The sequence below is a fragment of the Streptomyces sp. NBC_00454 genome, assembly GCF_041434015.1.
Classification (GTDB): Bacteria; Actinomycetota; Actinomycetes; order Streptomycetales; family Streptomycetaceae; genus Streptomyces.
In genome coordinates this window covers 4687236-4712052 of record NZ_CP107907.1, presented here as the reverse complement: position 1 = coordinate 4712052, position 24817 = coordinate 4687236, and the positions used below count along the sequence as shown (strand labels likewise).

At 71.6% G+C, this 24817-nt stretch carries 24 protein-coding genes; 10 read left to right on the top strand and 14 right to left on the bottom strand.

Annotated elements, in window-relative coordinates; all coding sequences use genetic code 11:
* Positions 1 to 49 precede the first annotated feature (49 nt).
* Positions 50 to 1855, top strand: a complete 1806-nt coding sequence (locus tag OHU74_RS22020; RefSeq protein ID WP_371617470.1) for an insulinase family protein — start codon at positions 50 to 52, stop codon at positions 1853 to 1855.
* A gap of 90 nt (positions 1856 to 1945) precedes the next feature.
* On the opposite strand, the gene OHU74_RS22015 is transcribed toward OHU74_RS22020, so the two are convergent.
* The 4 genes from OHU74_RS22015 to OHU74_RS22000 form a co-directional block, all read right to left on the bottom strand.
* Positions 1946 to 3070, bottom strand: coding sequence for a GuaB3 family IMP dehydrogenase-related protein (locus tag OHU74_RS22015; protein WP_371617469.1), 1125 nt, complete (start codon positions 3068 to 3070; stop codon positions 1946 to 1948).
* 145 nt (positions 3071 to 3215) lie between these two features.
* Positions 3216 to 4721 carry an IMP dehydrogenase gene (gene guaB / locus OHU74_RS22010; protein ID WP_330298118.1) on the bottom strand — a complete coding sequence of 502 codons (1506 nt, stop codon included), beginning with the start codon at positions 4719 to 4721 and terminating at the stop codon, positions 3216 to 3218.
* 124 nt (positions 4722 to 4845) lie between these two features.
* Positions 4846 to 5475, bottom strand: coding sequence for a sigma-70 family RNA polymerase sigma factor (locus OHU74_RS22005; RefSeq protein ID WP_371617468.1), 630 nt, complete (start codon positions 5473 to 5475; stop codon positions 4846 to 4848).
* A 357-nt stretch (positions 5476 to 5832) separates the two neighbouring features.
* A complete protein-coding gene (locus tag OHU74_RS22000) occupies positions 5833 to 6444 on the bottom strand; it encodes a response regulator transcription factor (RefSeq protein WP_003948568.1) in 612 nt (203 codons plus the stop codon).
* Between the two features lie 379 nt (positions 6445 to 6823).
* Between OHU74_RS22000 and OHU74_RS21995 the strand changes: the two genes are divergently transcribed.
* Positions 6824 to 7162 (top strand): WhiB family transcriptional regulator, encoded by a 339-nt coding sequence (locus OHU74_RS21995; protein ID WP_330298116.1) that lies wholly within the window; start codon positions 6824 to 6826, stop codon positions 7160 to 7162.
* A 209-nt stretch (positions 7163 to 7371) separates the two neighbouring features.
* Here OHU74_RS21995 and OHU74_RS21990 read toward each other — a convergent pair whose 3' ends face one another.
* Positions 7372 to 8271, bottom strand: a complete 900-nt coding sequence (locus OHU74_RS21990; RefSeq protein ID WP_371617467.1) for a LysR family transcriptional regulator — start codon at positions 8269 to 8271, stop codon at positions 7372 to 7374.
* A gap of 80 nt (positions 8272 to 8351) precedes the next feature.
* Between OHU74_RS21990 and OHU74_RS21985 the strand changes: the two genes are divergently transcribed.
* The 3 genes from OHU74_RS21985 (at position 8352) to OHU74_RS21975 (ending at position 10628) form a co-directional block, all read left to right on the top strand.
* Positions 8352 to 9047, top strand: a complete 696-nt coding sequence (locus OHU74_RS21985; RefSeq protein WP_371617466.1) for an MOSC domain-containing protein — start codon at positions 8352 to 8354, stop codon at positions 9045 to 9047.
* 9 nt (positions 9048 to 9056) lie between these two features.
* Positions 9057 to 9830: an SDR family NAD(P)-dependent oxidoreductase gene (locus OHU74_RS21980; protein ID WP_371617465.1), complete on the top strand. Its 774-nt coding sequence runs from the start codon at positions 9057 to 9059 to the stop codon at positions 9828 to 9830.
* A gap of 102 nt (positions 9831 to 9932) precedes the next feature.
* Positions 9933 to 10628 carry an ester cyclase gene (locus OHU74_RS21975; RefSeq protein WP_371617464.1) on the top strand — a complete coding sequence of 232 codons (696 nt, stop codon included), beginning with the start codon at positions 9933 to 9935 and terminating at the stop codon, positions 10626 to 10628.
* Positions 10629 to 10713: 85 nt separating this feature from the next.
* Here OHU74_RS21975 and groL read toward each other — a convergent pair whose 3' ends face one another.
* The gene (groL, locus tag OHU74_RS21970; protein ID WP_371617463.1) at positions 10714 to 12342 is read right to left on the bottom strand and encodes a chaperonin GroEL; all 1629 of its coding nucleotides are present in this window, start codon (positions 12340 to 12342) and stop codon (positions 10714 to 10716) included.
* Positions 12343 to 12479: 137 nt separating this feature from the next.
* A complete protein-coding gene (groES, locus tag OHU74_RS21965; RefSeq protein WP_008739621.1) occupies positions 12480 to 12788 on the bottom strand; it encodes a co-chaperone GroES in 309 nt (102 codons plus the stop codon).
* A 560-nt stretch (positions 12789 to 13348) separates the two neighbouring features.
* Between groES and OHU74_RS21960 the strand changes: the two genes are divergently transcribed.
* Genes OHU74_RS21960 through OHU74_RS21945 form a run of 4 tightly spaced genes read left to right on the top strand, consistent with a single transcriptional unit; the run spans position 13349 to position 18154 of the window.
* Positions 13349 to 14032: a response regulator transcription factor gene (locus tag OHU74_RS21960; protein WP_371617462.1), complete on the top strand. Its 684-nt coding sequence runs from the start codon at positions 13349 to 13351 to the stop codon at positions 14030 to 14032.
* Positions 14025 to 15443, top strand: a complete 1419-nt coding sequence (locus OHU74_RS21955) for a sensor histidine kinase (protein WP_371617461.1) — start codon at positions 14025 to 14027, stop codon at positions 15441 to 15443. The genes OHU74_RS21960 and OHU74_RS21955 overlap by 8 nt, the downstream gene beginning before the upstream one ends.
* A gap of 57 nt (positions 15444 to 15500) precedes the next feature.
* A complete protein-coding gene (locus OHU74_RS21950; protein ID WP_371617460.1) occupies positions 15501 to 16754 on the top strand; it encodes an LCP family protein in 1254 nt (417 codons plus the stop codon).
* Positions 16742 to 18154 (top strand): FtsW/RodA/SpoVE family cell cycle protein, encoded by a 1413-nt coding sequence (locus OHU74_RS21945; protein WP_371617459.1) that lies wholly within the window; start codon positions 16742 to 16744, stop codon positions 18152 to 18154. Before OHU74_RS21950 ends, OHU74_RS21945 begins: the two co-directional genes overlap by 13 nt.
* 183 nt (positions 18155 to 18337) lie before the next feature.
* On the opposite strand, the gene OHU74_RS21940 is transcribed toward OHU74_RS21945, so the two are convergent.
* Positions 18338 to 19216, bottom strand: coding sequence for a polysaccharide deacetylase family protein (locus tag OHU74_RS21940; protein WP_371617458.1), 879 nt, complete (start codon positions 19214 to 19216; stop codon positions 18338 to 18340).
* The gene (locus OHU74_RS21935; RefSeq protein ID WP_371617457.1) at positions 19213 to 20172 is read right to left on the bottom strand and encodes a polysaccharide deacetylase family protein; all 960 of its coding nucleotides are present in this window, start codon (positions 20170 to 20172) and stop codon (positions 19213 to 19215) included. The genes OHU74_RS21940 and OHU74_RS21935 overlap by 4 nt, the downstream gene beginning before the upstream one ends.
* Before the next feature lie 82 nt (positions 20173 to 20254).
* Here OHU74_RS21935 and OHU74_RS21930 point away from each other — a divergent pair, with 82 nt between their 5' ends.
* Positions 20255 to 21442: a methyltransferase domain-containing protein gene (locus tag OHU74_RS21930; RefSeq protein WP_371617456.1), complete on the top strand. Its 1188-nt coding sequence runs from the start codon at positions 20255 to 20257 to the stop codon at positions 21440 to 21442.
* A 27-nt stretch (positions 21443 to 21469) separates the two neighbouring features.
* Here OHU74_RS21930 and OHU74_RS21925 read toward each other — a convergent pair whose 3' ends face one another.
* The 5 genes from OHU74_RS21925 to tsaB are packed head-to-tail and all read right to left on the bottom strand — an operon-like array spanning position 21470 to position 24746.
* Entirely contained in the window at positions 21470 to 22102 is a 633-nt protein-coding gene (locus tag OHU74_RS21925; RefSeq protein WP_371617455.1) for a hypothetical protein, read from the bottom strand.
* Between the two features lie 56 nt (positions 22103 to 22158).
* Positions 22159 to 22440 (bottom strand): hypothetical protein, encoded by a 282-nt coding sequence (locus OHU74_RS21920; RefSeq protein WP_371617454.1) that lies wholly within the window; start codon positions 22438 to 22440, stop codon positions 22159 to 22161.
* Positions 22437 to 23570, bottom strand: coding sequence for a tRNA (adenosine(37)-N6)-threonylcarbamoyltransferase complex transferase subunit TsaD (gene tsaD / locus OHU74_RS21915; RefSeq protein ID WP_371617453.1), 1134 nt, complete (start codon positions 23568 to 23570; stop codon positions 22437 to 22439). The genes OHU74_RS21920 and tsaD overlap by 4 nt, the downstream gene beginning before the upstream one ends.
* On the bottom strand, positions 23563 to 24087 hold the full coding sequence (gene rimI / locus OHU74_RS21910) for a ribosomal protein S18-alanine N-acetyltransferase (protein WP_371617452.1): 525 nt from the start codon (positions 24085 to 24087) through the stop codon (positions 23563 to 23565). The genes tsaD and rimI overlap by 8 nt, the downstream gene beginning before the upstream one ends.
* The gene (tsaB, locus tag OHU74_RS21905) at positions 24084 to 24746 is read right to left on the bottom strand and encodes a tRNA (adenosine(37)-N6)-threonylcarbamoyltransferase complex dimerization subunit type 1 TsaB (RefSeq protein WP_371617451.1); all 663 of its coding nucleotides are present in this window, start codon (positions 24744 to 24746) and stop codon (positions 24084 to 24086) included. Before tsaB ends, rimI begins: the two co-directional genes overlap by 4 nt.
* Between the last annotated feature and the right edge of the window lie 71 nt (positions 24747 to 24817).

Below are 24817 nucleotides of genomic sequence, written 5' to 3'. Positions count from 1 at the left end.
CCGCCCGCCACCGCGAGCACGCCCTGGCGAAGGGCTGAGGAATACGAAGATGACCACCGAAGCCCGCCCCGATCCCACGCCCGCAACCGACGCGGACGCCACCGGCGCGGAAGCCACCGACGCGGAAGCCACCGGCGCGGAGAGCACCGACGCGGACGGCACCGTCACCACCACGGTGAACGGCATCCGCACCCTCCTCGCTCCCCGCCCCGGCCCCCTCACCGCCGGGCTGCTCTTCCGGGTCGGCCGCGCCGACGAGACCCTCGCCACCAGCGGCATCACCCGCCTCGTCGAGCGCCTCGCCCTGCACCGCGCCGGTCCGGGCGACCCGCCCGACGAGGACGCCTCCGCGCCGGACGCCACCTTCACCCGTTTCCAGGTCACCGGCACCCCCGCCGAGGTGGCGGCCCACCTCAACGCCGTCTGCGCCGCCCTGCGCGACCTCCCGACCGACCGGCTGGAGGTCGCCCGGGAGATCCTGCGCACCGAGGCGGCGGAGCGCACCCCCGGCCCCGGCGCACGCTCCGCCCAGTGGCGCTACGGTTCCCGCGGCCACGGCCTCACCGGCTACGCCGAGGCCGGGCTCGCGCACCTCACCGGCGAGCAGCTGCGCGACTGGGCCCGTACCCGGTTCACCACCGGCAACGCCGTCCTGTGGATCACCTCCGGCTCCGTCCCCGAGGGCCTCGACCTCGCCCTCCCCGCCGGCGGACCCCACCCCGCGCCCGCCGCCACCTCGGCCCTGCCCGTCCTGCCCGCCCACTTCCCGGGCGAGGACGGCTCCGTGGTGCTGACCTCCGTACTGCCGCGCTCCACCGGCGCGCGCCTGCTCGCGGAAGTCCTCGGCAGAGCGTTGCCGCGGCAGGTGCGCAGCGCGAGCGGGTACGCGTACGCCACGACGGTGGAATACCTCCCGCGCGACGCGGACCGGGCGACCGTCCTCGCCCACGCCGGCCCGCTCCCGCAGCACCGGGACGCGACGGCCCGCGCCTTCGTGGACGTACTGGCGCACCTGCGGGACGCCCCGGTGGACCCGGCCGACCTGGAGGCCGTACGGGCCCGCGCGCTCGCGCGCCTCGAAGCCCCCGGGCCGGTCCGCTCCAGGCTTCCGGGCCTGGCCGCGGACCTGCTGCTGCGCCGCCGCCACCGCACCCTCGCCGAGGAGCGGGCCGAGATCGAGGCGGCCACCGCCGACACCCTGCGCGAGGCCGCGCGCGCCCTGTGGGCCGGCGCCCTGGTGCGGGCGCCCGGCGGGAGCCTGGACGGGTCGGGGCTCGCGGCCGCGCCCACCGGATCGCAGGAGCTCCTCTCCGGGCGGGCCCACCCGGCCGTGGCGGAGCCCGGCGCGACCCTCACCGTGGCCGGCGACGGGGTCACCCTGGTCACCGCACGGAGCCGGATCACCGTCCGCTACGCCGAGTGCTCCCTGATGCAGGTCTACCCGGACGGGGGCCGCCACCTGGTCGGCCACGACGGGTTCACCCTCACCATCGAGCCCTCCAGGTTCGGGATCACCCCGGCCGACCTGGCCCCGCTCGACGCGTCCGTCCCGCCCTCCGCGGTCCTCGCAATGCCGCCCCGCACCCCGGCCCGGATCCACCCCGCCCCGCGGACCGCCGCCCCGGAGCCCTCCCGCCGACCCGACACGTGGTTCACCGTCCTCCTGTGGGTACTGGGCGTCCCCGGGATCGTCACGGGCGCATCGGTGCTCCTCCTGGCCATCACCATGGGCGACGAGCACTCGAAGATCGCCCCGGACAACGCCTGGTTCCTCTTCAAGTGGCTGCTCGTCGCGTGCGCCTCCCTGGTCCCCTGGGCCTTCTGCCTCAACCGCCGGATGAAGGGCAAGAACTGACCGGCCGACCCCGCACGCGCCGGAGGGCCGGCACCCCTGGTGGGGTGCCGGCCCTCCGGCGTACGTGCGTGCGTGCCCTGCGGGGGAACGTCAGCGGCTGTGCTGCGAGTCCGCGATCGTGACCTCGACCCGCTGGAACTCCTTGAGCTCGCTGTAGCCGGTGGTGGCCATCGAGCGGCGCAGCGCGCCGAAGATGTTCATCGAGCCGTCCGGGGAGTGCGACGGGCCGGTGAGGATCTCCTCGGTGGTGCCGACCGTACCGAGGTCGACCTTCTTGCCGCGCGGCACGTCCTCGTGGACGGCCTCCATGCCCCAGTGGTTGCCCTTGCCGGGCGCGTCCGTGGCACGGGCCAGCGGGGAGCCCATCATCACGGCGTCGGCGCCGCAGGCGACTGCCTTGGGGATGTCGCCGGACCAGCCCACGCCGCCGTCGGCGATGACGTGCACGTAGCGGCCGCCGGACTCGTCCATGTAGTCGCGGCGGGCCGCGGCCACGTCCGCGACGGCGGTGGCCATCGGGACCTGGATGCCGAGCACGTTGCGCGTGGTGTGCGCGGCGCCGCCGCCGAAGCCGACCAGGACACCGGCCGCGCCGGTGCGCATCAGGTGCAGGGCCGCGGTGTAGGTGGCGCAGCCGCCCACGATGACCGGGACGTCGAGCTCGTAGATGAACTGCTTGAGGTTCAGCGGCTCGGCGGCGCCGGAGACGTGCTCCGCCGACACGGTGGTGCCACGGATCACGAAGATGTCCACACCGGCGTCGACGACGACCTTGGAGAACTCTGCCGTGCGCTGCGGGGAGAGCGCGGCGGCGGTGACGACACCGGAGTCGCGCACCTCCTTGATCCGCTGACGGATCAGGTCCGCCTGGATCGGAGCGGAGTAGATCTCCTGGAGACGGCGGGTGGCGGTGTCCTCGTCCAGCTCCGCGATCTCGTCGAGCAGCGGCTGCGGGTCCTCGTACCGGGTCCACAGGCCTTCGAGGTTCAGCACGCCGAGGCCGCCGAGCTCGCCGATGCGGATGGCGGTCTGCGGGGAGACGACCGAGTCCATGGGAGCGGCCAGGAACGGGAGCTCGAAGCGGTAGGCATCGATCTGCCAGGCGATCGAGACCTCCTTCGGGTCCCGGGTCCGGCGGCTGGGGACGATGGCGATGTCATCGAACGCGTACGCCCGGCGGCCGCGCTTGCCGCGCCCGATCTCGATCTCAGTCACGTGTGGTGGCCTTTCCTCTGGGTCTGCCCGTCCAGTATCCCCGAACCCCGGGTGCTCGCGTTCCGGTGACCGCTGTACGGACGCACGCAGCGGGCACGGCGAAGGGGCGGACCCGTCCGGGCCCGCCCCTCCATCACTGCTCTGATCAGCCCTTGCGGCTGTAGTTCGGAGCTTCCACCGTCATCTGGATGTCGTGCGGGTGGCTCTCCTTGAGGCCCGCCGACGTGATGCGGACGAAGCGGCCGCGGTCCTGGAGCTCGGGAACCGTGCGGCCGCCGACGTAGAACATCGACTGGCGCAGGCCGCCGACGAGCTGGTGCACGACCGCGGAGAGCGGGCCGCGGTACGGGACCTGGCCCTCGATGCCCTCGGGGATGAGCTTGTCGTCGCCGCCCACGCCCTCCTGGAAGTAGCGGTCCTTGGAGAAGGACTTGCGGTCGCCGCGGGACTGCATCGCGCCGAGCGAGCCCATGCCGCGGTACGACTTGAACTGCTTGCCGTTGATGAAGAGCAGCTCGCCCGGGGACTCCTCGCAGCCCGCGAGCAGCGAGCCGAGCATCACCGTGTCGGCGCCCGCGACGAGGGCCTTCGCGATGTCGCCGGAGTACTGGAGGCCGCCGTCGCCGATGACCGGGACGCCGGCCGCCTTGGCGGCGAGCGAGGCCTCGTAGATCGCCGTGACCTGCGGGACGCCGATGCCGGCGACGACGCGGGTGGTGCAGATCGAGCCGGGGCCGACGCCGACCTTGATGCCGTCGCAGCCGGCGTCGATGAGGGCCTGGGCGCCGTCGCGGGTGGCGATGTTGCCGCCGATGACGTCGACCGTCGAGTTCGACTTGATCTTGGAGACCATGTCGCCGACGAGGCGGGAGTGGCCGTGGGCGGTGTCGACGACGATGAAGTCGGCGCCCGCCTCGATCAGGGCCTGCGCGCGCTCGTACGCGTCGCCGGCGACACCGACGGCCGCGCCGACGAGCAGCCGGCCGTCCTTGTCCTTGGCGGCGTTCGGGTACTTCTCGGCCTTGACGAAGTCCTTGACCGTGATGAGGCCCTTGAGGATGCCGGACTCGTCGACGAGCGGCAGCTTCTCGATCTTGTGGCGGCGCAGCAGCTCCATGGCGTCCACGCCGGTGATGCCGACCTTGCCCGTGACCAGCGGCATCGGGGTCATGACCTCGCGCACCTGGCGGCTGCGGTCCGACTCGAAGGCCATGTCGCGGTTGGTGACGATGCCGAGCAGCTTGCCGGCCGGGTCGGTCACCGGGACGCCGGAGATGCGGAACTTCGCGCAGAGCTCGTCGGCCTCGCGCAGCGTCGCGTCCGGGTGCACCGTGATCGGGTCCGTGACCATGCCGGACTCGGAGCGCTTGACCAGGTCGACCTGGTTGGCCTGGTCGACGATGGAGAGGTTGCGGTGCAGAACACCGACGCCGCCCTGGCGGGCCATCGCGATGGCCATGCGGGCCTCGGTGACCTTGTCCATGGCGGCGGAGAGCAGCGGGACGTTCACACGGACGTTGCGCGAGATCAGGGAGGAGGTGTCGATCGCGTCCGGCGACATGTCCGAGGAGCCAGGAAGCAGCAGCACGTCGTCATACGTGAGGCCGAGTGTGGCGAATTTGTCGGGCACTCCGTCGGCGTTCACAGTCATGACACCTTCCCATATGGTCTTGCTCGGCGCGGATGTCCATGCTAACGGGATCCCGACGCGTCTCATTCCACGACCAAGGTCAAGCCCAAGTTTCGTCGTTTCCTACGAAAAAAAGCCGGTCGTCCTACTGCTCGGCGAGCGCACGGAGTCGGCTGAGCGCCCGGTGCTGGGCCACCCGTACCGCTCCGGGGGACATTCCGAGCATCTGGCCGGTCTCCTCCGCGGTCAGCCCGACGGCGACGCGCAGCACGAGGAGCTCGCGCTGGTTCTCCGGAAGGTTGGCCAGCAGCTTCTTCGCCCAGGCGGCGTCGCTGCTCAGCAGCGCGCGCTCCTCCGGGCCCAGCGAGTCGTCGGGGCGCTCCGGCATCTCGTCGGAGGGCACGGCCGTGCTGCCGGGGTGCCGCATGGCGGCCCGCTGCAGATCGGCGACCTTGTGCGCGGCGATGGCGAAGACGAAGGCCTCGAAGGGGCGCCCGGTGTCCCGGTAGCGCGGGAGGGCCATCAGGACGGCGACGCAGACCTCCTGCGCCAGGTCCTCCACGAAGTGACGGGCGTCACCGGGAAGTCGCGAGAGCCGGGTGCGGCAATAGCGGATGGCGAGGGGGTGCACGAAGGCCAGGAGGTCGTGCGTGGCCTGCTCGTCGCCCTCGACGGCACGGCGCACGAGCGCGGTGACGGTGCCGTCACCGCCGCCCCTGGCGGCCCCGGTGGAGCCGGTGGCCGCGGGGGGTCCCTGGGCCTCGTCGTCGCGCATCAATCCATGGTGCCTTGGTGCCGGAGTATTCGTGGCACTGCGGCCCGTGTTGTGCATCGAAGCGTTATGCGGGGTGGGTGCACCGGAACTCATGCTCTGGCCCTCCCCTCCCGCTCGGCCGAATCGTCCCCGAGGCGACATCTCCAAGGATGCGCCACACCCTCAAGCATGCGGCATCGCGCCCGAAGCGACACGTCCCCCGGATTGTGCCCCGCCAATCCCGGGTTCGCACCAGGGTTCGACGGGACGGAAGGCGGGACTTGTCCGACCCCGGCGGGCCGGGTGCGCCGGCCTGGCACGTCGGCCGGATGCGCCGGCCGCGGCGCCGCCGGCCGGTGAGGGCCGGCGGTCGTGCGGTCAGCGGACCAGGCCCCAGCGGAATCCGAGGGCCACGGCGTGCGCCCGGTCCGAGGCGCCCAGCTTCTTGAACAGCCGGCGGGCGTGCGTCTTGACCGTGTCCTCGGAGAGGAAGAGCTCGCGCCCGATCTCCGCGTTGGACCGGCCGTGGCTCATGCCCTCCAGCACCTGGATCTCTCGCGCGGTGAGCGTGGGCGCGGCGCCCATCTCGGCCGAGCGGAGCCGGCGCGGGGCCAGCCTCCAGGTCGGGTCGGCGAGGGCCTGGGTGACCGTGGCCCGCAGTTCGGCGCGCGAGGCGTCCTTGTGCAGGTATCCCCGGGCGCCGGCGGCGACCGCGAGGGCCACGCCGTCCAGGTCTTCGGCGACCGTCAGCATGATGATGCGGGCGCCGGGGTCGGCCGAGAGCAGCCGGCGAACCGTCTCCACACCGCCGAGCCCGGGCATCCGTACATCCATCAGAATCAGATCGGAACGGTCGGCACCCCAGCGGCGGAGGACTTCCTCGCCGTTGGCAGCCGTCGTCACACGCTCGACGCCGGGCACGGTGGCAACCGCGCGACGGAGCGCCTCTCGGGCAAGCGGGGAGTCGTCGCAGACGAGGACGGATGTCATGACCGCCCTCCGCAGCTGCTGATGCGCGTCACCTTGAGCCTCCAGGCTGGTACGTATCGTCACCTGTGCGGTCGATGCTCCCGGACACCTGTCCGAGAACTTCTTGGTTCAACCGCCTTCGCACTCTCAACGATGGTCACTCGAAAGAGTTACGGGTCGGACGGACACCTTCGGCACTCTACGTGAGGAAGCGAACACAAGGCGGGCACCACTCTCCGCGTGTCCTCCAGATGACGGTATGCCCTATTTGGCGGCTTTCCTTCCGTTTGGCGCATGTCTGAGGCTAGATTCCCAATGAGTCATATTTACATCTACTACGACAGTAGGTGTGGAGACATGGACCGTATCCGCCTCAGTACCGGCACCAAGAGGACTACCAATGGCAGATTTCTCCCGCCTCCCCGGACCGAACGCCGACCTCTGGGACTGGCAGCTGCTGGCTGCCTGCCGCGGGGTCGACAGCTCCCTCTTCTTCCACCCGGAAGGTGAGCGGGGCGCGGCCAGGAGCGCGCGCGAGGCCTCGGCTAAAGAGGTCTGCATGCGATGCCCGGTGCGTTCGGAATGCGCCGCGCACGCACTCGCCGTCCGAGAGCCCTACGGGGTGTGGGGCGGCCTGACCGAGGACGAACGCGAAGAACTGATGGGCCGCGCACGCCATCGCCTGATCCCCGCGACCACCGCGATCCCGACCGCGATCGGGCCGATCGCTCCGCACTGAGCGGGTCGCGAAACGCCCGAAGGAACGTTTCGCTCAACCCCGCGGCACGCCCGGGCGTGCCGCATCCGGCCCGGGTCGCCACCCGACCGGCCGTACCGCCGTACGGTCCTTCGCGTGGCGGCCCGATCCGGCCCGCCCGGCCCACCGGTGCTCCCGGCCCACCGACAGGTCCGCCCGGCCCAACCGGTCCGCCCCCGCCGGGGCGGTCCTCAGCGCTGCGCGGCCCGCTCCAGCTCGTCCAGGGTCGCGGCCACGGCCGGCACCCGGGCCAGGTCCGGCAGGGTCAGCGCCACGACCTCCCGCTCCACGGCGGGTTCCACGACGAGAGTGCTCACGCCCTTGGCCCGTACGGACTCCACCGCGAGCTCGGGCAGTACCGCGACCCCGAGCCCGGCCCCGACCAGGCCGACCACGGCCGGGTAGTCGTCGGTGGCGAAATCGATGCGCGGGGTGAAGCCGACGCCCTCGCACACGTCCACCAGATGGCGGCGGCAGCGCGGACAGCCCGCGATCCAGGGCTCGTCGGCCAGCTCCGCCATGCCCACCCGCCCGGCGCCCGCCAGCCGGTGCCCGTCCGGGACCAGCCCGACGAGCCGGTCGGTCAGCAGCGGCCGGACCACGAGGTCCTCCCACTCGGCCGCGGACCCGGCGGCCCCGCCGTAGCGGAAGGCCAGCGCGAGATCGCAGTCGCCCTCGCGCAGCATCTCGACCGAGCGCGGCGGCTCGGCCTCCACCAGCGAGATCCGGGTGCCGGGGTGCGCCGCGCGCATCGCCGCCAGTGCGGTCGGCACCAGGGTGGAGCTGCCGCTCGGGAAGGAGACGAGCCGGACCCGGCCCGCGCGCAGTCCGGCGATGGCCGCGACCTCCTCCTCGGCCGCGGTCAGCCCGGCGAGGATGCCGGCGGCATGCCGGACCAGCGCCTCGCCCGCCTGGGTGAGGCGCATTTCGCGCCCGGTGCGGATCAGCAGCGGGGTGCCCGCGGACTGTTCCAGCGCCTTCATCTGCTGGGAGACGGCCGGCTGGGTGCAGCCGAGCTCGCGGGCGGCGGCGGAGAAGGACCCGGTTCCGGCGACAGCGCGCAGAACTCGGAGATGACGTGCCTCGATCACCCTTCGAGCATAAGGGCTACTTTGATGGCGGAGCGAATTATCCCGTGACGCTTTGAGGCTGTTCGGCTAGCGTGGATTCCATGCATCTCATCTCCGTGAACCTCGGTCGCGCGACGGCCGTCGAGTACACCGACGCGGAGGGCGGGCTGACCGGACACGGAAAGCTCCCCGCCCCCGGCCCCGTCCGCGTCTTCGCGCCGGGCCCCAGGGGAACCGGGGCGAGCGGGGTCGAGGGCGACGACGTCTGCGACCTGCGCCATCACGGCGGCGACCACCAGGCGGTGTACGCGTACGCCCGCGAGGACCTGGACTGGTGGGGGCGCGAGCTGGAGCGCGAGATGCCCGGCGGGATCTTCGCCGAGAACTTCACCACCTCCGGCGTCGACGTGAACGGCGCACTGCTCGGCGAGCGCTGGCGGGTCGGCCCCGACCTGGTCCTGGAGGTGGCCTCGGCCCGCATCCCGTGCCGGACCTTCCAGGGGGTGCTCGGCGAGCAGGCCTGGGTCAAGCGGTTCACCCAGGAGGCCCGGCCGGGCGCGTACCTGCGGGTGGTCGAGGAGGGTTCGGTCTCCCCCGGCGACACCGTCGAGGTGGTGCACCGCCCGGACCACGAGGTGACGGTGGAGTTCTGGTTCCGCGCGTTCACCACCGAGCGGGCGCTGCTGCCGCGGGTCCTGGCGGCGGGCGACGCACTGGACCCGTCGTCGCGGGACAAGGCCCTGGAGTACGTGCGCAAGCAGGGGCTGCGGACCGGAAGCGACCCCGCGGGCGACTAGGTTGCGCCTATGACGACTGCGTTGATTACGGGATCCACGGCGGGCATCGGCGCCGCCTTCGCCCGGCGGCTCGCCGCCCAGGGGCACAACCTCGTCCTGGTGGCCCGGGACACGAAGCGACTCGGCGAGCAGGCCACCGAACTGCACGACCGGCACGGCATCGAGGCCGAGGTGCTGGCCGCCGACCTCTCCACGGAGGAGGGCATCGGCGCCGTCGAGAAACGTCTCGGCGACCGCAAGCACCCGGTCGACCTGCTGGTCAACAACGCGGGCTTCGGCAACAAGGGCCGCTACCTCGAAGTGTCCATGGCCGACGAGCTGACCATGCTGAAGGTCCACGTCGAGGCCGTGCTGCGGCTGACCTCGGCGGCGACCGAGCCGATGCGCTCGCGCGGACGCGGCGGCGTGATCAACGTGGCCTCGGTGGCCGCCTTCCTGCCCCGCGGAACCTACGGGGCGAGCAAGGCCTGGGTCGTGCAGTTCACGCAGGGCGCGGCGAAGGACCTGACCGGTTCGGGCGTACGGCTGATGGCGTTGTGCCCCGGCTTCGTGCGGACCGAGTTCCACGAGCGCGCCGGCATGGGCACGGACAACATCCCCGGCTGGATGTGGCTCGACGCCGACAAGCTGGTGGCCGCGGCCCTGGCCGACCTGGCGCGGGGCAAGACCGTGTCGATCCCGGACCCCCGGTACAAGGCGCTGATGAGCGTGGTGAAGCTGACCCCGCGCGGGCTGCTGGGCGGGGTCTCCTCCCGCACGGGACGCAAGTACGGGCCCCAGTGATCCGGTCGCAGCACCTCGCCGCAGCGACCAGCCGGTAGACGCGGCATATGGGTGAATTCTCCCTAAACTGGATGTGTCCCATCCAGCGCGGGAGGCGACGCGATGACATTCGTACAAGTAATCGATTACGAGACCACACGGTTCGACGAGATGAACGCCCTGATCGACCGCTGGGCCGAACAGGCGAGCGGTCGGCGCACGGTCACCCACACGATGATCGGCAGGGACCGCGACTCCAAGACCCACTACGTCGACCTCGTCGAATTCCCCTCGTACGAAGAGGCCATGAGGAACTCTCACCTTCCGGAGACGGACAGGATGTTCCAGGAGATGGTGGCCCTGTGCGAGGGCATGCCGAAATTCATGAACCTCGAGGTCGTCCGCGACGAGTACCTCAACAAGCTGGTGGCGAACCGGCTCTTCGAGGACATCGCGGGCAAGGGCAACTTCGACGTGATCGAGGAGTGCATCGCGGCCAATTACGTCACCCACGACATCATGGACACCACGGGCGAGGGCAACGGCCGGGAAGGCCTCCGCAAGACCGTCGGCATGTGGCGGGACGCCTTCGACATGTCCTTCGACATGACCCGCCAGATCGCCGAAGGGGACTGCGTCACCACGCTCTGGAACTGGAAGGGCACCCACAAGGGCGAGTTCATGGGGGTCGCACCGACCGGCAAGGAATTCAGCATGTCGGGCTGTACGACCTGCCGCATCGAGAACGGCCAGATCGCCGAGGACTGGTGGTACTACGACGCCCCGGGCCTGATGCGCCAGATGGGGATGATGCAGTAGCACCCCACGGGTCATACCGCAGGGAACGGGAAAAGCCCCGGCCGCCGAAGGCGACCGGGGCTCTCTCAACCCACCTCTGACGAGGTCAGTGGCTGTGGCCGTGACCGTGGCCGTGACCGGCGTCGGCCTCGTCGTCAGCCGGCTTCTCGACGACCAGGGTCTCGGTCGTGAGCAGCAGGGAGGCGATGGAAGCGGCGTTCTCCAGCGCGGAACGGGTGACCTTGACCGGGTCGATGACGCCGGCCTTGACCAGGTCGCCGTACTCGCCGGTGGCGGCGTTGAAGCCCTGGCCCTTGTCGAGCTCGGCAACCTTCGCCGTGATGACGTAGCCCTCGAGGCCCGCGTTCTCGGCGATCCAGCGCAGCGGCTCGACGGCGGCGCGGCGCACGACCGCGACACCGGTGGCCTCGTCGCCGGTCAGGCCGAGGTTGCCCTCGAGAACCTTGACGGCGTGGACGAGCGCGGAGCCACCGCCGGAGACGATGCCCTCCTCGACCGCGGCGCGGGTCGCCGAGATGGCGTCCTCGAGACGGTGCTTGCGCTCCTTGAGCTCCACCTCGGTGGCGGCGCCGACCTTGATGACGCAGACGCCGCCGGCGAGCTTCGCCAGGCGCTCCTGCAGCTTCTCGCGGTCCCAGTCCGAGTCGGTGGACTCGATCTCGGCCTTGATCTGGTTGACGCGGCCGAGGACGTCCTCGGACTTGCCGCCACCGTCGACGATGGTGGTGCCGTCCTTGGTGATGGTCACGCGGCGCGCGGAACCGAGTACGTCCAGACCGGCCTGGTCGAGCTTGAGGCCGACCTCTTCGGCGATGACGGTGGCACCGGTGAGGGTGGCCATGTCCTGGAGCATCGCCTTGCGGCGGTCACCGAAGCCGGGCGCCTTGACGGCGACGGCGTTGAAGGTGCCACGGATCTTGTTGACGACGAGGGTGGAGAGCGCCTCGCCCTCGACGTCCTCGGCGATGATCAGCAGCGGCTTGGTGCCACCGGCCTGGATGACCTTCTCGAGCAGCGGCAGCAGGTCCTGGATGGAGGAGATCTTGCCCTGGTTGATCAGGATGTACGGGTCGTCGAGGACGGCCTCCATGCGCTCCTGGTCGGAGACCATGTACGGGGAGAGGTAGCCCTTGTCGAAGGCCATGCCCTCGGTGAACTCCAGCTCCACGCCGAAGGCGTTGGACTCCTCGACGGTGATGACACCGTCCTTGCCGACCTTGTCCATCGCCTCGGCGATGAGCTCGCCGATCTGGGCGTCCTGCGCGGAGAGCGAGGCCACGGCGGCGATGTCGGACTTGTCCTCGATCGGGCGGGCGGTCGCGAGGAGCTCCTCGGACACGGCCTTGACCGCGAGGTCGATGCCCTTCTTGAGGGCGGCCGGGGAGGCACCCGCGGCGACGTTGCGCAGACCCTCGCGGACCAGCGCCTGGGCCAGCACGGTGGCGGTGGTGGTGCCGTCACCCGCAACATCGTTGGTCTTGGTCGCCACCTCCTTCACGAGCTGCGCGCCCAGGTTCTCGTACGGGTCGTCCAGCTCGACCTCGCGAGCGATGGTGACACCGTCGTTGGTGATGGTGGGCGCACCGAACTTCTTGTCGATGACGACGTTGCGGCCCTTGGGGCCGATCGTCACCTTGACCGTGTCGGCAAGCTTGTTGACGCCGCGCTCGAGGGCGCGACGGGCGTCCTCGTCAAACTTAAGAATCTTCGGCATGGGAGCGGTTCAGCCCTCTCGTTGCGATCCCCGGCCGCTCACCGCGACCGCCTAACCCAGAACGAACTACGCCCCTCGCCGCCCGGCATCAGCAGGGGTGACCAGGGGCGTAGCTCAAAGCAAAACTGGAGAAGTGATTACTTCTCGACGATCGCGAGCACGTCGCGAGCCGAGAGGACGAGGTACTCCTCGCCGTTGTACTTCACTTCGGTGCCGCCGTACTTGGAGTACAGGACGACGTCGCCGACGGTGACGTCCAGCGGGAGACGCTGGCCGTCCTCGAAGCGACCCGGGCCCACGGCAAGGACGACGCCCTCCTGGGGCTTCTCCTTCGCGGTGTCCGGGATGACCAGGCCAGAGGCCGTGGTCTGCTCGGCGTCGAGCGGCTGGACCACAATGCGGTCCTCGAGCGGCTTGATGGCAACCTTGGAGCTGGTGGTCGTCACGATCTGACCTCCCCCTTCGGAGATCCGGGGTTAACTGTCTGAGGTGGCGACCAGGTCGATCCGTCGTCGCGGGAGCCGGACCTGCCTGTCGCTGTGTTGGCACTCACCAGGGGCGAGTGCCAGACGCGAGACTATTCCGGCGATTAGCACTCGGTCAAGCGGAGTGCCAATACGCGCCGCTGGTTTCGCCGCCCGGGCCGCCGCTCCGGCCGCGTCGGACCGCGTCCCGGCCCGGCGGGCCGCATCCCGTCCCGGCCCCTGCCCGGGGGGCGAGACGGGGGCTTCTCAGCCCGTCCGGCGTTTGAGGACCGGGTCCGGGCGGAGCCCGGGGAACGGGCGAAGGGTGGGTAGGGGAAGGCCGCCCGCAGGGCCCGCCCGCTTCCGCACGGCCGCGCCGGGTACGGGCCGGGGTGCGGGCCGGGTACGGGCCGGGGTGCGGGCCGGGTACGGGCCGGGGTGCGGCCTCGGCCCCGCCGAACCCGCGGACGGGGCAGGGTCCGTGGCGCCGCCCCCGTGGGTGCCGGCCCGGTCAACCGGGCCCGGTATGTGAGGCTTGGGGCATGCGCATTCTGGTCGTCGAAGACGAAGTGGGGCTTGCCGAATCGCTGCGGCGCGGGCTCGCCGCCGACGGCCACTGGATCGACCTCGCCCACGACGGACACCGCGGCCTGGACCTCGCGCTCACCGGCGGCCCGTACGACGCCGTCGTCCTCGACCTGATGCTCCCCGGCCTCTCGGGCTACGAGATCTGCAAGCGGATGCGCGCCCACGGCGACCCCACCCCCGTCCTCATCCTGACTGCCAAGGACGGCGAGTACGACGAGGCCGAGGGGCTCGACTCGGGCGCCGACGACTACCTCACGAAGCCCTTCTCCTTCGTCGTCCTCGCCGCCCGCCTGCGCGCGATCACCCGGCGCGCCGCCGGCCCCCCGCAGAGCGCCGTGCTCCAGGCCGGCGACCTGGTCCTGGACCCGCGCGGCCGCCGCTGCCGCCGCGGCAGGCACGAGATCGAGCTGACCGCCCGCGAGCTCGGCGTCCTGGCCTGCCTGATGGAACAGCCCGGCCGGGCCGTCGCCAAGCAGGACATCCTCGACGAGGTCTGGGAGGGCCCGCACGGCATCGACCCGAACATCGTCGAGGTCTACGTCTCCTCCCTGCGCCGCAAGATCGACGTCCCCTTCGGCCGCCGCTCGATCCTCACCGTCCACGGCACCGGCTACCGGATGGCCCCGGACGGTGGATAGGCCGTTCCGGCGCCCCGGGCGGCCATCGCGCCCCCGGCGGCCCCGCCCGCGCCTGGGCAGCCTGCGCGCCCGCGCCGCCGCGGCCGCCGCCCTCGCGATGGCCGCCGTCCTCGCCACCGGCGGGCTGTGGCTGTACACGGTGCTGCGCGCCAACCTCATCGAGAACACCACCGGCCGCACCGAGCTCGCCGCCCGCAAGGTCGCCTCCCAGCTCGACAGCGGGATCCTTCCGGCCGCCGGCCGGCTGCCCGCGCCGGAGGGCGGGGTGGACCTGGTCCTCGTACGGGACGCGAACGGCCGGACCATCGCCACCAGCGGGGACCTGAAGGACACCCCCGAACTGGGCGAGCTGCGCCCCGCGCCCGGCAGCGACTCCCGCTCGGCCGTGCTGCCGCCCGCGCGCCCCGGCGCGGAACGGCGTGCGGTGGTCGCCGTGGAGGCGCCCGGTCCGCGCGGGGCGCGCGATCCGCACACCGTGTACGCCATGACGGTCCTGGGCGACGTGGACGCCGCCGACCGGTCCGTCGCCCTGGGCCTGCTCGCCGGCGCTCCCCCACTGATCGCCTTCTCGGCGGCCCTGGCCTGGTGGGTGACCGGCCAGGCGCTGCGCCCGGTGGCCGCGATCCGCACCGAGCTGGCCGCGGTCACCGCCAGCGAGCTCGACCGCCGGGTCCCGGACCCGGGCGGGGCCGACGAGATCGCGCAGCTGGCCCGGACCGTCAACGCCACCCTGGACCGGCTGGAGCGCAGCGACGCCCGGCAGCGGCAGTTCACCGCCGACGCCTCGCACGAGCTGCGCAACCCCCTGGCGGCCGTCCGGTCCCGGCTGGAGGTGGCGCTGCGGGATCCCGACCGGGAGTCGGTGGCGGCCGCACTGGCCGATACCGAGCGGCTCCAGGGCATCGCGGCCGACCTGCTCCTGCTGGCCCGGCTCGACGGCGGACCCGCGCCGCGCACCGAGCCCGTGGACCTCGCACTGCTGGCCGCCGAGGCCGTGGCGCGGCGCCCGGATCCCCGGGTGGCGCTACGGCTGGACGCGCGGGCCCCCGTACCGGCTGCCGGGGATCCGGCGCGGCTGGAGCGGGCGCTGGCCAATCTCGTGGACAACGCCCTGCGGTACGCCCGGACCGGGGTCACCGTGCGTGCGTCGGCGAGCGGCGACGGCTGGGCGCTGCTGGAGGTCACGGACGACGGGCCGGGCATCCCGGAGGCGGACCGGGACCGGGTCTTCGAGCGCTTCGTACGGCTGGACGCGGACCGGGGCCGGGCCAGCGGCGGCACCGGCCTGGGCCTGGCCATCGCCCGGGAGATCGCGCGGGCGCACGGCGGCGACCTGCGCGCGCTCCCCGCAGCCGCCGGAGCCACGGGCGTGCGGCTGGTGCTGCGCGTGCCCGATAGCCCCCGCCCCTGAAAGCGGCTTCAGGACCCTCAGGTTTCCTTCAGCACCCCTGCATCAGCATCGACACCCATGAGTGCGCACCGCAGGAAGCCCCAGGAACCGCAGGCCCCCGCGACCCGGCGCCGCAGGCCCGGCAGGCCCTCGCGCCGGACCCGGCTCACCCGGACCGTGCTGGCGGGAGCCGGTGCGCTGGTGGTGCTCATGGGCTGCACCGCCTGGTACCTGTACCAGGACCTCGTCTCCACCATCGGCAGCTCCAAGGCCCTGGAGGGGGCCGAGAAGTCGAAGTACGGAGATGTGAACATCCTCCTGATGGGCCTGGACAGCCGCCGCGACCAGAACGGCGAGCCGCTGCCCGAGGACGTCCTGGACAAGCTGCACGCGGGCAGCTCCGACATCGGCGGCTACAACACCAACACCTTGATCCTGCTCCACGTACCCGGTGACGGGGGCAAGGCGAAGGCCTTCTCGGTGCCGCGCGACGACTTCGTCGAGATGCACGGCGTGCCCGGGTTCACCGGCAAGGCCAAGATCAAGGAGGCCTACGGGCGGGCGAAGGCCAAGCACGAGGAGCAGCTCGCCGCCCAGGGGGTCAAGGACCGGCGGCAGCTGGAGCACGAGGGGCGCGAGGCGGGGCGCAAGGCGGAGATCGACACGGTCCGCGCCTTCCTCGGCGTCCCGATCGACCACTTCGCCGAGCTGAACCTGGCCGGTTTCTACCATCTGGCGGGCGCCCTGGACGGCGTACCGGTGTGTCTGAAGCACCCCGTGAAGGACAGCTTCTCGGGCGCCGACTTCCCGGCGGGACGCCAGAGCCTCAACGGCCAGCAGTCGCTGGCCTTCGTACGGCAGCGGCACGGCCTGACCATGGGCGATCTGGACCGCACGAAGCGGCAGCAGGCCTTCCTGGCGGGTGCGACGTACAAGCTGAACCAGGCGGGGACCTTCACCGACCCGGTGAAATTGATCAAGCTGATCGACACCGCGAAACAGGACGTCGTCACCGATCAGGGGTGGGACCTGCTGTCGTTCGTGAAGCAGGCGAAGAACCTGTCGGGGGGCAACGTGGAGTTTGTGACCCTTCCCATCGAAGGCTTCAGCAGGAACCATGACGCCGAGATAAACGTCGTAGACGATATGAAGATAAAGCGACTCATTGCCGAGCAGATCGGGCCCAAGGCCGCTGCGAGCCCGAGCGCACCGGGCGCCGCTCCCTCCTCGGCAGGGTCGCCCGCCCCGGGTGCCTCACCCTCCCCCGCCCCGTCCCGGAAGAGCAGCGGAACCCCCGCCATCGATGGCGGCGGCGTCCCGTGCGTGGACTGAAACCCCTGACGACGGCGGGCGCGCGCCGCCGCACCGAAGCACTGCTGCTCGTCCTGGTCGTCGTCATCGCCGTATCCGGCCACGCCAGCGCGGGGCTGGCGATGAACGACGCGCTGCCGCCCAACCTCACCGGCTTCACGATCAGCATGACGCTGCTCGCGCTGGTGGGACACCTGGCCGTGCGCCGGTTCGCCGCGTACGCGGATCCGCTGATCTTCCCGCTGGCCATGCTGCTGACGGGGCTGGGGCTGGTGCTGCTGCACCGGCTCGACCAGGGGTACATCGAGCGGTACAAGTCGACGGCGAACGCGCCCGGCCAGTTGCTCTGGTCGGTGGTCGGCGTCGCCGCGTGCATCCTCGTGCTGTGGGTCCTGCGCGACCACCGGCTGCTCCAGCGGTTCATCTACATCACGATGGCCGTCGCGCTGGTGGCGCTGATCGCGCCGGCGTTCTTCGGCGCGGACACCTACGGGGCGAAGCGCTGGATCAGGCTCGGCGCGCTCTCGGTCCAGCCCGGCGAGTTCGTGAAGATCATGATCGCGGTCTTCTTCGCGGGCTACCTGGTCATCCACCGCGATGCGCTGGCCCTGTCGGGCCGCAAGTTCCTGGGCATGCGCCTGCCCCCGATGCGCCAGCTCGGACCGATCGTCACGGTGTGGATCATCTCGCTGCTCGTGCTGGTCTTCGAGCGCGACCTCGGCACCTCGCTGATCTTCTTCGGCGTCTTCGTGGTGATGCTCTACGTGGCCACGGAGCGCACCAGCTGGATCGTCTGCGGCCTGCTCATGGCCTCGGTGGGCGCCTTCGTCGTGGGCTCCACGGAACCGCACGTCAAGGGCCGCGTGGCCGCCTGGCTGAACCCGCTGTCGTACTACTGGAAGGACCGGCCGCCGGGCGTCATCTCCGACCAGTCGGCGCAGGCGCTGTTCAGCTTCGGCACCGGCGGCATCTCGGGCACCGGGCTCGGCATGGGCAATCCGGAGCTGATCAAGTTCGCCGGCCGCAGCGACTTCATCCTCACCACGGTCGGCGAGGAACTGGGCCTGGCCGGTGTCATGGCCGTCCTGATCCTCTACGCGCTCCTCGTGCAGCGGGGGCTGCGGATGGCCCTGGGCGCGCGCGACCCGTTCGGCAAGCTCCTCGCCGTGGGCCTCTCCTCGGCGCTGGCCCTGCAGGTCTTCGTGGTGGCGGGCGGGGTCACGGGCCTGATCCCCCTGACGGGCAAGGCCCTGCCCTTCCTGGCGGCGGGCGGCTCGTCGCTCCTGGCCAACTGGATCATGATCGCCCTGCTGCTGCGGATCTCCGACAGCGCGGAACGCCAGCGCGAGGCGGATTCCAGGGGCCCGGTGGAAACGACGATCACCCCGGCGGTGTCGGGTCCGGGCCCCACGGGTTCCTAGCGCGACCGAAGAGACGGCCTAGGTCGTCTCTTTCGGATCTTGCCGGTCGAGCCCGCGTCGTCCGGTGCCGTGCCTCGGCGCGCTGCCGGGGCTTCCGTGTACTGGACGTACTCGGGTGCCCCGGCAGCGCGGCGAGGTGCGGTGCCGGGCGGCGCGGACCCGGCAAGATCCGAAAGAGACGGCCTAGAGGTAGTCCTCCAGGCGCCCGATCCGGTACCCCTGCTCCTGTATCCGCTGGAGCATCCGCGTGGTCATCTCGATCTCCGTCGAGCCCTTGAGCTCGGCGGGGCCGCGGAAGTGGGCCAGGATGATGTCGCCCGGTTTGAGGGCGGAACCCTCGGCGTACTGGAAGTTGTTGATCTGCATCGACACGCGCCACAGGAGGAGCTGCGATATCCCGCACTCGTTCGCGGCCCTGAGGGTGTCGTCGTTGTAGTTGCCGTACGGCGGGCGGAAGCGGGTCGGCTTCGTACCGAACCGCTTCTCCAGACGCTCCTGCTGACCGCATATCTCCTTCTTCTGTGCCGCGAAGGAGAGGGTCTTGAGGTTCGGGTGCGTCAGCGTGTGGTTGTTTATCGTGCTGTTGGATCCGTTGTCGCGGAGCTTTTCGAAGTGGCCGTAGTCCGACGAGGCGATGTTGTCCGTCAGGAACATGCTGATCGGCAGCTTCAGATCGGCCGCCATCTTCAGGAACTCGGGGTTCTTCTCCGCGCCGTCGTCGAACGTCAGGAAGACGACCTTGTCGTCCGCCGGGACGGGTATTCGGTCGATGACCTGGACCCGGCCCGGCTTGGCGGGCGGGACCTGGGGTTTGACGGCCGGCTTGGGGGCGTACTGGAGGGGGGCGTTCAGGCCCCACTTCCGGTACGCCTCGTCACCCGCGACCGCCGAGCCCGCCGCCGAGGGGGAGGCCGGGGCGGAAGGCGACGGGGAGGTCCTGTCCTCCGTCGCCTTGCGGCCCATTCGTTCGATGGGGTCCACGCTGTCCCCGCACCCCGTCAGGGACAGCGCGAGCGCGCCGGCCGCCAGCGTTCCGGCTACCAACCGGCGCGCGTACCTCACAAGTAATCCTCCAAGCGGGCCACGGCATATCCCTTGTCCGTGACGGTCTTCATGACATGACGGATCATGTCAGTCATGCTGCCCTTCCAGTCTTCCTTGCCCCGGAAGTGCGTGAGGATGATGTCACCGGGGTGCAGGTCGCGGTCCCACTCGCGCCAGTCCATCCGGTCCGGGAAGGCCTCCTCGTTCCAGAGGGGGGCGTACTTGATCCCGCAGGACTTGGCCGCGCGCAGCGTGTCCTCGTTGTAGTTGCCGTACGGCGGGCGGAACAGCGTGGGCCGCTTGCCGAACTGCTTCTCGATCGTGTCCTGCTGACCGCAGATCTCCTGCCGCTGCTTCTCGTAGGAGAGCGCCGGCATGTAGCGGTGGTTGAGCGTGTGGTTGTTCAGGGTCACGCCCGCGTCCTGCATCTGCTTGAAGTACGGGTAGTTGTCCCGCACCAGGTAGTCGCTCAGGAACGCGGTGTACGGGAGCTTGAGCTCCTGCATCATCTTCAGGAACTCGGGGTCCTTCTCGGCACCGTCGTCGATCGTCAGGAAGACGACCTTCTCCTCCGTGGGGACGGTGGTGAAGACCGGCGGCAGGCTGTCGCCGTCCTCGACCTCGAAGCCCTTGCGGGTGGTGATCTCGGGCTTCTCCTTGGGAGCGGCCGGGGCCATCAGCGGCGGCTTGGCCAGCCCCCACCGCTTGGCGGCGACGGCCCGCGCCTGCTGGGCGGCCTTCAGCTTCTCGGCGTAGTTGCCGAGCGCACCTGCCGCGCCGGGCCCCTCGGCACCGGCGGCCGCCTTCGCCTTGGCGGCCTTGTCCGGCGCTGCGGAGCCGCTGGATCCGCACCCCGTCGCCAATCCGGCGACCAGCAGTGCGGCCATGGCGGCCATCCCCAACCGGCCTCGCGCAACTGCCGCGATCCGGTGACCCTGTTGCGTCTTATGTTCCTTTTGTCGGACTAGCTGCATAGCTGGGCATCTTTGCATCTGTCACGCACCCGCCCCTGGCGACACCTCGGCGGGAACCCGACCTTCCACCGAGTGGCCGACAATGGACCCCGTGACCCCCGAAGACTTCGCCGCGCTCCTCGCTCCCGAGGGCAGCGCCCTCCTCGACTCGCTCCGGGAGTACGACCCCGCCCAGGAGCTCGCCGTCGCCACCCGGCTGCGCCGCGAGCACCCCGCCCCGCTGGTCTCCGCCGCCCTCGGGCAGGCCCGGCTGCGGCAGCGCGCGGTGGCGAAGTTCGGGGCCGAGGACGCCCACCGGATGTACTTCACCCCCGGCGGCGGCGAGATGGCCACCCGCGCGTCGGTGGCCTCGTACCGCGCCGAGCGGCTCGCGGCCCTGGGCGTACGCAGCCTCGCGGACCTGTGCTGCGGCATCGGCGGCGACGCCCTCGCCCTGGCCCGGCTCGGCATCCGCGTGCTGGCGGTGGACCACGACCCGCTGACCGTCGCCGTCGCCCGCGCCAACGCCCAGGCGCTGGGGCTCGCGGACCTGATCGAGGTCCGGGAGGCGGACGTCACGGAGGTGGACACCGCGGGCTACGACGCCGTGTTCATCGACCCGGCCCGGCGGGGCGGGCGCGGCCGCATCTTCGACCCGGAGTCCTACTCCCCGCCGCTGTCCTGGGCGATCGCCACCGCCCGTGCCGCGAAGTTCGCCGCGATCAAGATCGCACCCGGGATCCCCCACGAGGCGGTCCCCGCCGAGGCTGCGGCCGAGTGGATCTCCGACCAGGGGGACGTGAAGGAGGCCGTCCTGTGGTTCGGGACCGCCCCCGGCGAGATCCGCGCGACCCTGCTGCCCGGCCCGCGCGCGCTGGCCACCGCCGATCCGCTGCCCGACCCCGATGCCGGTCCGGTCGGCCGCTACCTCTACGAGCCCGACGGGGCCGTGATCCGGGCCCACCTCGTCGCCGAGGTCGCGGAGCAGCTGGGCGGCCGGCTGATCGACCCGACGATCGCGTACATCACCGCCGACGAGCTGCACGAGACCCCGTACGCGACCTCGTACGAGATCACCGACGTCCTGCCCTTCGGCCTCAAGAAGCTCAAGGCGCTGATGCGCGAGCGCGGGGTCGGCATCCTGACGGTGAAGAAGCGCGGCTCGGCCATCGAGCCGGAGGAGCTCCGCAAGAAGGTGAAGCCGCAGGGGCCGAACTCCGCGACGGTGTTCCTGACCCGGGTCGCAGGGGCGCCCTCGATGCTGATCGGCTCGCCGACGGCCAAGCCCTGACGGGGTACTGGTGCCTGACGCGGGGTACTAGCCGGCCGTCGGGCGGGTCGGGCCGCCGAAGGCCCGTACCGCCCACCGGTAGTGCGCGCCCGCCTTGCCGAGGCCCAGCAGGCCGGTGATCCACAGGATCATGCCGAGGCCCATCGCGTACGCGACCTCGCCGTAGGTGTCCGCGCCCGGCCGGGCCGACACCGCCGTCCCGAAGGTCACCCAGAGCCCGAGCGCACCCAGCAGGAACGAGGTCAGCAGCCAGGTCAGGCTGCGCCCCGGGGCGCGCACCTCGGAGTCGACGGCCGGGTCCCGGCCCAGCTCCGCCCACGCGCACATCAGCCGGCGGATCTGCCGGTCCTGCTTGGCGCCCCAGGCGAACCAGAACCCGGCCGGTATCAGCACGCCCACGCCGAGCACGGCGAAGATCAGGCCGAAGAGGTACGAGAACGGGTCCTGCGTCTCGAAGGCCATCAGGGCCATGCCGACGAAGGACCAGCCGAGGGCGAAGACCGCCGAGACGGCCCACAGCAGCAGCAGCCTCCCGAAGCCGAGGCTGCGCCGCCCGAGTTCGCTCAGGAAACGGGCGCGGTCGGCCCGTACGGCATTCTCGTCGAGCCAGGCGCGCAGGTGCGCGGGAGGGGGCGGCGGCGGCAGGTCACGGCGGGGCATGCACATGACCATAGCCGCACGCGGGGCGGCTTCCGCCGGGCCCCCGGCCGTCAGGCTCAGCCTCCGGCGCCCTCGACGGCCTCCACCGATTCGAAGCGCCAGCGGTGGACCGCCCGGGTGATCAAATCAGCGTCGGGCTCCGGGAGTTCGGGCAGCTCCGCACCGACCCCCTCGGGGGTCTCCCACCAGGTGATCACGAGCACCCGGTCCTGCGCGGCCCGGAACACCTCGCGCCGCACCGGCTCCTGGGCCAGTACCCGCGAACGGGCCCACTCCAGCAGCTCGTTGCCCCGTCCGGGCACGGACCGGGCCTCCCACATCAGCGCGACGGTGCTCACGAGTACAGGTTGTCCTTGCTCAGCTCGTGCACGTGGTCGTGGTCGTGGCTGTGGCCGTGCCCGTCCCCGTGGGAATGGCCGGAAGAACGGCCGGGAACGTGCGGGTCCGTCACCGGCAGCGAGGAGTCCGCCGACAGGTCCCAGTCCGAAGCCGGCCTGTTCCGCTTGACCATCTCCGCGCCCAGCGCCGCCACCATCGCGCCGTTGTCCGTGCACAGCCCCGGCCGCGGCACCCGCAGGACGATCCCCGCGGCGTCGCAGCGCTCCTGGGCGAGCGAGCGCAGCCGGGAATTGGCCGCGACACCGCCGCCGATCATCAGGTGGTCCACGCCCTCGTCCTTGCACGCGCGGATCGCCTTGCGCGTCAGCACGTCCACCACGGCTTCCTGGAAGGAGGCCGCCACATCGCGCACCGGCACCTCCTCGCCCGCCTTCCGCTTCGCCTCGATCCAGCGGGCGACGGACGTCTTGAGCCCGGAGAAGGAGAAGTCGTACGCCGCGTCGCGCGGCCCCGTCAGCCCGCGCGGGAAGTTGATCGCCTTCGGATCGCCCTCGCGCGCGAGGCGGTCGATGACCGGACCGCCGGGGAAGCCCAGCTGGAGCACGCGCGCGATCTTGTCGAAGGCCTCGCCGGCCGCGTCGTCGATGGTCGCGCCGAGCGGGCGCACGTCGGAGGTGATGTCGGGGGCCAGCAGCAGCGAGGAGTGCCCGCCGGAGACCAGCAGCGCCATCGTCGGCTCCGGCAGCGGCCCGTGCTCCAACTGGTCGACGCAGATGTGCGAGGCCAGGTGGTTCACCCCGTACAGCGGCTTGCCCAGCGCGTACGCGTACGCCTTCGCGGCCGAGACGCCCACCAGCAGCGCCCCCGCCAGGCCCGGCCCGGCGGTGACGGCGATGCCGTCCAGGTCGCGGGCGCTGACCCCGGCCTCCTTCAGGGCGCGCTCGATGGTGGGGACCATGGCCTCCAGGTGCGCGCGGGAGGCCACCTCGGGCACGACCCCGCCGAAGCGGGCGTGCTCGTCGACGCTCGACGCGATGGCGTCCGCGAGGAGGGTGGTGCCCCGGACGATGCCGACGCCGGTCTCGTCGCAGGAGGTCTCGATGCCGAGGACGAGCGGTTCGTCAGCCATGGGTCGTCTCACCTTGTACGGGTCCGTCCGCGGGGACGGAGGTTGCGGGGTCGGAAAGGCGCATCACGAGCGCGTCGACGTTGCCGGGCTGGTAGTAGCCGCGCCGGAAGCCGATCGGCTCGAAGCCGAAGCGCGCGTACAGCTTCTGGGCCCGGGTGTTGTCCACCCGCACCTCCAGCAGCACCTCGGCGCACTCGAAATCGCTGGCGGCGCGCAGCAGGTCGGTCAGCAGCCGGGCGCCGAGCCCGGTGCCCCACTGGTCGCGGGCGGCGGCGATGGTCTGTACGTCGCCCAGGTCCCCGGCGGCGGCCAGCCCGGCGTAGCCGACGATGCGGCCGCCCTCGTCTTCGGCCACGACGTAGCGGCGGGTGGCACCGGGGCCGCGGGCGTGCGCGAGCTCGGACCAGAACATCCCGGCGGACCAGGCGTCCTCGGGGAACAGCTCGTGCTCCAGCTCCAGCACGGGCTCGATGTCCCACCAGCGCATTTCGCGCAGTACGGCGGCGGTGGCGGTCACTGCGGGGTGACCACCTTGTAGTTCTTGGGCACCTGCGCGTCGGGGCGGCGCAGGTAGAGCGGCGTCGCGGGCAGGAACTCCTGCCCGGCCGCCAGGCGTTCCACGGCCAGGGCCGCCAGCGCGGCGGCGCTCTGGTGCTCCGGGGCGCGGGCGTCGGTGAAGACCTCCGGGTAGAGCTGCGCGCCCTGCCCGACGGCGGGCAGTCCCGCGACCCGCTCGGCGATATCCGCCGGCCGGTCCACCGCGGGCTCGCCGACCCGGGTGCGCGGGTCCTCGTACCGGGCCCAGTAGACCTCCTTGCGCCGCGCGTCGGTGGCCACGGTGAAGGGGCCCTCGATCCCGGCTGCGCCGGCCGCGTAGGCCAGGCCGTCGAGGGTGCACAGCCCGTGCACGGGCACTCCGAGGACGGCGGCGAAGGTGGAGGCGGTGACGAGTCCGACCCGCAGCCCGGTGTAGGGGCCGGGGCCGACGCCGACGACGATGCCGGTGACGGCTTCGAGCTTGACCCCCGCCTCGGCGAGGACCTTGTCGACGGAGGGCAGCAGGAGCTCCCCGTGGCGGCGGGCGTCGACCTGGTTCGACTCGGCGAGGACGGACTCGCCGTCGTGCAGGGCGACGGTGACGGCGGGCGTGGCGGTATCTACAGCGAGCAAGAGCACGCGAACAGCCTACGACTCCGGGGCCCCGGGCCCTTGCGGCCGGTCTGGGAGCAGCCCGGCTGCTACCTTCG